This window comes from Clavibacter sp. MX14-G9D (genome assembly GCF_032917815.1).
Classification (GTDB): domain Bacteria; phylum Actinomycetota; class Actinomycetes; order Actinomycetales; family Microbacteriaceae; genus Clavibacter; species Clavibacter michiganensis_K.
This window is the reverse complement of record NZ_JAVCVL010000146.1, coordinates 1-7,007: the sequence shown is the minus strand read 5'-3', so window position 1 is coordinate 7,007 and position 7,007 is coordinate 1. Positions and strand designations below refer to the sequence as shown.

The window sequence follows — 7,007 nt, the reverse complement described above, 5'->3', positions numbered from 1 at the left end:
GCCGCACCCCCTTGCGGGGGCGCGCGGGCGGCGGGCCTCGTCATGCCGCTCGCGTAGGATCGTCGGCGATGGACAGCGACACGCGAGGCCCCGAGGCCGCTCCAGCCCGGCGCCCGCGAGGGATCCGCCGGGCCGTCCGCGGTGCCTCCGCCGCCGTCGCGCTGGCCCTCGTAGCCGGCCTCGCCGCCTGCGCGCCGACGACCGGGATGGTCGCCGACACCGAGATCCGCGCCGCGCTGCCCACGTCCTTCACCTCCTACAACGCGGCCTCCCGCACCGGCGGCACCGACGGCAACCGGGAGATCGTCCACGCGACGAACGCCCGCTTCTCGGAGGTCTCCCCGGACGGCACGGTCGCCGCCGACCCCGGCTACGGATCCGCGCGGGTCGTCTCGCGCGACCCGTTCACCGTCGAGTACACGGTGGCCGAGGGCGTCCGCTGGTCCGACGGCGAGCCCGTCGACGCGGCCGACCTCCTGCTCGCCTGGGCCGCGGGGTCCGGCGCGCTCGACACCCCGGGCTTCGACGCGGCGGGGTACGTCGACGAGTCCACGGGCGGGTACACCGGCCCGCTCCCGGAGGAGGCCGTCTGGTTCGACGCCGCGGCCGACGAGACGCTGACGCACGTCACGCGCACGCCGGAGATCGGCGACGGCGGCCGGTCGATCACCATGGTCTTCGACGAGTACGCGCCCGACTGGCGCCTCGCGTTCGAGGTCGGGCTCCCGGCGCACGCCGTCGTGCAGCTCGCGCTCGACATGTCGAGCCCCGGCCGCGCCAAGCAGACGCTGGTCGACGCCGTGCAGGACGGCGCCCCCGAGCTCCTCTCGCCCATCTCCGATGCGTGGAACCGCGGCTTCGGCGTGGCCGAGATCGCGGCGCACCCCGACCGCGCCGTGGGCTCCGGGCCGTACGCCATCGACTCGATCGATCCGGGCACGTCCATCACGCTGCGGGCCAACCGCTTCTACTCCGGCTTCCACCGGCCGTCGGTCGAGCGCATCGTCGTGTCGACCATCGAGGATCCGGGCGCCGCGGTCCAGGCCCTCGCCGACGGCGACGTCGACGTGATCGCGCCGACGGCCGACGGCGAGCTCGCCGACGCCCTCGCCGACCTCGACGGCGTGCAGGTCGTGCGCGGCGCGTCCGCGGCATGGGAGCGCCTCGATCTGCAGACCGCGGGCGCCCGGAACCCCGCGATGTCGGACGTGGCCGTCCGCACGGCCTTCCTGTCCACGATCCCGCGGGACGAGATCCTCCGCGACGCGGCCGCGCCCATCGACCCCGACGCCACCACGCGCGACTCCTTCGTCCTCGCCCCGGGGACGGACGGCTACGCCGACCAGGTGCGGGCCAACGGGTCGAGCCGCTTCGACGAGGTCGACCTCGACGAGGCCCGTCGGCTGCTCGCCGCGGCCGCCCAGGCGGCCCCCGAGGTGTGCGTGCTGTTCGACCCCGCCGATCCCCGCCGCGTCGCCGCGTTCGAGGCGATCCGCGACTCGGCCGGCGAGGCCGGGTTCGTCGTCACCGACTGCTCCACCCCGCAGTGGGAGAGCGTGCTCGACCAGGCAGGCGCGTACGACGCCGCGCTCATCGGATCCGAGGACGCGTACCCGTCGGTCGCCTCCGTCCGCGCGGCGCACGAGGGACGCGCCGACGCCCGGGACGGCCAGGCGACCGCCGACCCCGACGTCGCGTCACTCTTCGCCTCGCTCAGCCGCACCGAGGACGACGACGCCCGCACCGAGCTCCTGCTGCGCCTGGACCGCCGCATGTACGGCGACCGCACCGGGCTCCCGCTCTACCAGCACCCCGCCCTGGCGGCCGCGCAGGAGCGGGTCGGAGGGGTCCAGGTGTCCGCGCACCAGGCCGGGATCCTCGACGACGCGTGGCGCTGGACGCTCGCCCCCGCCGCTCCCTGAGCCCGGTTTGCATCGGCACGGTAGACTGGACGACGCTGGGAATAGCAGACGGCGGCTCTTCGCCCTACTCCCTTGATGACAAGGCCAGCATCCTCTTCCCACTGAAGGACAGCACTATGGCGCTAGTCGCGCGCAACGACCTCCGCAATGTGGCCATCGTGGCCCACGTGGACCACGGCAAGACCACCCTGGTCGACGCCATGCTCAAGCAGACGAACTCGTTCGACGCCCACTTCGAGGGCGAGGACCGCATGATGGACTCGAACGACCTCGAGCGCGAGAAGGGCATCACGATCCTCGCGAAGAACACCGCGGTGCTCTACAACGGCAAGCACGCCGACGGCTCGCCCATCGTCATCAACGTGATCGACACCCCGGGCCACGCCGACTTCGGCGGCGAGGTCGAGCGCGGCCTCTCCATGGTCGACGGCGTCGTGCTCCTCGTCGACGCGTCCGAGGGCCCGCTGCCCCAGACGCGCTTCGTGCTCCGCAAGGCCCTCGAGGCCAAGCTCCCCGTGATCCTCCTGGTCAACAAGACCGACCGCCCCGACGCGCGCATCGACGAGGTCGTGGCCGAGAGCCAGGACCTGCTCCTCGGCCTCGCCTCCGACATGTCGGACGAGCACCCCGACCTCGACCTCGACGCGATCCTCGACGTGCCCGTCGTCTACGCGTCCGGCCGCAACGGCGCCGCGAGCGCCAACAAGCCGGAGAACGGCGAGCTGCCCGACAACGAGGACCTCGAGCCCCTGTTCAAGGCGATCCTCGACCACGTCCCGGCGCCGACCTACGACGACGCGCACCCGCTCCAGGCCCACGTCACCAACCTCGACGCGTCGCCCTTCCTCGGCCGCCTCGCCCTCCTCCGCGTCTTCAACGGCACGATCAAGAAGGGCCAGCAGGTCGCCTGGGTCAAGCACGACGGCACCGTCAAGAACGTGAAGATCACCGAGCTCCTCATCACGAAGGCGCTCGACCGCTTCCCGACCGAGTCCGCGGGCCCCGGCGACATCGTCGCCGTCGCCGGCATCGAGGACATCACCATCGGCGAGACGCTCGCCGACCCCGAGGACGTCCGCCCGCTCCCCACCATCACGGTGGACGACCCGGCCATCTCGATGACCATCGGCACGAACACCAGCCCGCTCATCGGCAAGGTCAAGGGCCACAAGCTCACCGCGCGCATGGTCAAGGACCGCCTCGACCGCGAGCTCATCGGCAACGTGTCCATCAAGCTCGTCGACATCGGCCGCCCGGACGCCTGGGAGATCCAGGGCCGTGGCGAGCTGGCGCTCGCGATCCTCGTGGAGCAGATGCGCCGCGAGGGCTTCGAGCTCACCGTCGGCAAGCCGCAGGTGGTCGTGAAGCAGGTCGACGGCAAGGTGCACGAGCCCTACGAGCACCTCACCATCGACTCGCCCGAGGAGTACCTCGGCGCGATCACGCAGCTCCTCGCCGCCCGCAAGGGCCGCATGGAGGGCATGAGCAACCACGGCACCGGCTGGGTCCGCATGGAGTTCGTCGTCCCGTCGCGCGGCCTCATCGGCTTCCGCACGGAGTTCCTCACCATCACGCGCGGCGCGGGCATCGCCAACGCCGTGTCGCACGGCTACGAGCAGTGGGCGGGCGAGATCACGACCCGCGTCAACGGCTCGATCGTCGCCGACCGCGCCGGTGTCGCCACCCCGTTCGCCATGGTCGCCCTGCAGGAGCGCATGTCGTTCTTCGTGGAGCCCACGCAGGAGGTCTACGAGGGCATGGTCGTCGGCGAGAACTCGCGTGCGGACGACATGGACGTGAACATCACCAAGGAGAAGCAGCTGACCAACATGCGTCAGTCCACCTCCGACTCCTTCGAGCGCATGACGCCGTCGCGGAAGCTCACGCTCGAGGAGTGCCTCGAGTTCGCCCGCGAGGACGAGTGCGTGGAGGTCACGCCCGAGTTCGTCCGGATCCGCAAGGTGGAGCTCGACGCCAACGCGCGCCAGCGGAAGACCTCGCGGCTGAAGAAGCAGAACGCGTAGCGCAGCACCACCCGGACGGGCCCGTCCGCCAGGTCCCTCGGCAGGAGGCGGCCGGCGGGCGGGCCCGTCCTCGTCTCCGCCTCGGTCGGGGGGCTGGGGTTCACCGGCGGGCGCAGCATCCGGGCATGATCTCCGACGGCTCCGACGGCTCCGACGGCTCCGACGGCTCCGACGTCATCCGCGTGCACGACCTCCCCGCGCAGACCCGGTCCTGGTCGCGTGCGCTCGACCACGAGGTCCGCGAGCCGGCCGACGACGACTTCGTGCTGCTGCGCTCCCGGGACGGCTGCGCTCCGAACGCGTCGCTGGATGCCCACCCGTCGGATCGGGCGCTGCCGCCGCGCATCCACCTCGACCTGTACGCCGACGACCAGGACGCGGAGGTGCGCCGCCTCGTCGCGCTCGGGGCGCGCGCAGTCGACTGGTCGGGGCGTCCGGCCGACGCGGACCACGTGATCCTCGAGGATCCCGAGGGGACGCGCTCCTGCGTCGTGGACGCGGGCGACCGGGCCGCGGAGCCCCGCGCGGCCGGTCAGGAGGCGAAGAGCGTCTCGCCCACGTAGCCGCCGCGCGTGGCACCCGGCGGCACCGCCCAGATCCCGCTGCCGACGTGACGCAGGTACTCGTTCATCGCGTCGCGGGAGAGGCTCTGCTGCACGGGGATGAACTGCGTCCGCGGGTCGCGCTGGAACGCGAGGAAGAACAGGCCCGCGTTCAGACGGCCGAGGTCGTCGTTGCCGTCGACGAAGTTGTAGCCGCGGCGGAGGAGCACCGCGCCGCCGTTGGCGTCCGGGTGCGCCAGCCGCACGTGCGACGCCGCGTCGATGAGCGGCGCGTCCGCCCGGCCCGTGGCGTGGAAGTCGGGCGGGGTGAACTCGGTGCCGCCGCTCAGCGGGGCGCCCGAGCCCTTCGTGCGGCCGACCACGCGCTCCTGCTCGCGAAGCGACGCCCGGTCCCAGGTCTCGATGGTCATGCGGATGCGGCGGGCGACGAGGTAGGAGCCGCCCCGCATCCACGCCTCGGCGGGCGCGGATCCGGCGTCGGCCCAGACGTGGTCCTCGACCTGGCGGGTGTCCTCGGACTTGACGTTCGCGGTGCCGTCCTTGAACCCGAAGAGGTTCCGCGGGGTGACCTGGGCGCGGCTCGTGGAGGACGTCCGCCCGAACCCGAGCTGCGACCAGCGGATGGACGCCCGGCCGAACGCGATGCGGGACAGGTTCCGGACGGCGTGGACCGCGACCTGCGGGTCATCGCTGCACGCCTGGATGCAGAGGTCGCCGCCGGTCGCCTGCGGGACGAGCGCCTCGCCGGGGAAGCGCGGCAGGTCGACCAGCGCCGCCGGACGACGGTCGGCGATGCCGAAGCGGTCCACGCCCTCGGCCGTCGTGAAGAGCGACGGGCCGAGGCCGAAGGTGATCGTGAGGCCCGACGGCGGCAGGTCGAGCGCCTCGCCGGTGTCGTCCGGCGGGGCGTCGTAGGGGCCGTCGACCGCGCCGAGCGCTCCCGCGGATCCACCCGCCGTCATGCGCGCGGCCGCGGCGCTCCAGTCCTCGAGGAGGGAGACGAGGCCCGCGCGGTCGATGTCGGCGACGTCGAAGGACGCGAAGTGCAGGCGGTCCTGGGCGGGCGTGGTGATGCCGGCCTGGTGCGCGCCGTGGAACGGGTACGTGGCGCCGCCCGCCGCCTGCCGGGCGCCCGCGAAGGCGCGGTCGGCCATGACGCCGCCCGCCGCCCCGACGAGGCCCCCGCCGAGCGCACCCGCGCCGAGGAGCCCGAGGATCCCCCGGCGGGAGATGCCGGCCGACCGGGGGCCCGGTGCGGCGTCGGGCGCGGCATGGGCCTCGGGAGCGGGTGCGGAGGGGGCCGCGGCGTCGTGGTGCGTCATCAGCCGACGAGCGCCCCGGTCAGCTTCGACAGCGGCTCGGAGAGGGCGTTGACGCCGTCGGCGAGGCCCTTGACCTGCTCCGTCGTGAGCTGGTCGTACGTGGTGAAGCCCTGCTCGAGGGAGCCGTAGGCGGCGAGGTCCTGCTCGAGGGAGGCGAACCGGGCGTCGAGCGTGGCGACGAGCTCCGGGTCCTTCGGCTCCACGATGTCGCGGACGCCCTCGTACGCGACGCGCGCGCCCTCCAGGTTGGCCTGGAAGTCCCAGAGGTCCGTGTGGGACCAGATCTCCTCCTCGCCGGTGATCTTGCCCGTGGCGACCTCGTCCATGAGGCCGACGGCCCCGTTGGAGACGGTGGAGATGTCGATGGAGAAGTCGTCGGCGTGCACGGCGTCGTAGAGGCGCTGCGTGTCGGCCGTGAGCTCCTGGGCGAAGCGGGCGCGGTCGGCGGTGCTGAGCGGCACGTAGACGTCGCCGCCGTTCGCGTCGGGGGCGGGCTGCCACAGGTCCTTCTCGATGCGGTGCCATCCCGTCCACTCGGTGCCCGGCTCCACGTCGGCCTCGCGGAAGTCGATCTCGGGGTCGAGGTCGCCGAACGACTCCGCGACCGGCTCGACGCGCTCGTAGTAGGCGCGGCTGGTGGGGTACAGGGCGCGCGCCCGGTCGTCGTCGCCCGCGAGGTACGCGTCCGCGAACTCCTGGGTGGCGGGGAGGAGCTTGCCGACCTGGTCCTTCACGTAGGCGAGGTAGGCCGCGGCGGCCTCCTGGCCCTGCTGCTCGGCGTCGCCCGCGAGCGCCACCTGCTCGCCCGTCACGGTGAAGGGCGCGCGGCCGACGCCGTCGCCGACCATGCCGGGCTTGCAGACCGTGTAGTAGTCCCCGGGCTGGGCCGTGAGCACGAGGTCGCGCTCGATGCCGGGGCTCACGTTCTCGACCTCGCCGACGATGCGCAGGCCGTCCTCGGCGAGGAGGTAGAACTCGGTGACCTGGTCGGTGGAGTTCGTGACGTGGAACGACACGGTGCCGCTCGGCGCGGTCGCGGCGGACACGGTGCACGCGTCGGCCGAGCTGTCGACCGTGAGCCGCGTCGCGCCGGAGTCCGCGGCGGCGCCGTCGCCAGCGGCTCCGGCCGGGGCGTTGGCGACGCAGCCGCTGAGGGCGAGTGCGGCGCCGGCGAGC

5 protein-coding genes are annotated in these 7,007 nt (G+C 73.2%); 3 read left to right on the top strand and 2 right to left on the bottom strand.

Features of this window, described 5'->3' with window-relative positions:
- Window positions 1–206 precede the first annotated feature (206 nt).
- The 3 genes from Q6969_RS11405 to Q6969_RS11395 all read left to right on the top strand — a co-directional run bounded on the left by Q6969_RS11405 (window position 207) and on the right by Q6969_RS11395 (window position 4,509).
- A complete protein-coding gene (locus tag Q6969_RS11405; RefSeq protein WP_317230547.1) occupies window positions 207–1,922 on the top strand; it encodes an ABC transporter family substrate-binding protein in 1,716 nt (571 codons plus the stop codon).
- Window positions 1,923–2,038: 116 nt separating this feature from the next.
- Window positions 2,039–3,946: a translational GTPase TypA gene (gene typA, locus Q6969_RS11400; protein ID WP_303054789.1), complete on the top strand. Its 1,908-nt coding sequence runs from the start codon at window positions 2,039–2,041 to the stop codon at window positions 3,944–3,946.
- 125 nt (window positions 3,947–4,071) lie between these two features.
- On the top strand, window positions 4,072–4,509 hold the full coding sequence (locus Q6969_RS11395; RefSeq protein ID WP_317230546.1) for a VOC family protein: 438 nt from the start codon (window positions 4,072–4,074) through the stop codon (window positions 4,507–4,509).
- On the opposite strand, the gene efeB is transcribed toward Q6969_RS11395, so the two are convergent.
- Both efeB and efeO read right to left on the bottom strand, forming a co-directional pair.
- Window positions 4,479–5,831: an iron uptake transporter deferrochelatase/peroxidase subunit gene (gene efeB, locus Q6969_RS11390; RefSeq protein ID WP_317230545.1), complete on the bottom strand. Its 1,353-nt coding sequence runs from the start codon at window positions 5,829–5,831 to the stop codon at window positions 4,479–4,481. The two genes, Q6969_RS11395 and efeB, sit on opposite strands and share 31 nt — an antisense overlap.
- Window positions 5,831–7,007, bottom strand: a 1,177-nt coding sequence (gene efeO / locus Q6969_RS11385; protein WP_317230544.1) for an iron uptake system protein EfeO, incomplete at its 5' end; no start/stop codon positions are given. The genes efeB and efeO, both read right to left, overlap by 1 nt.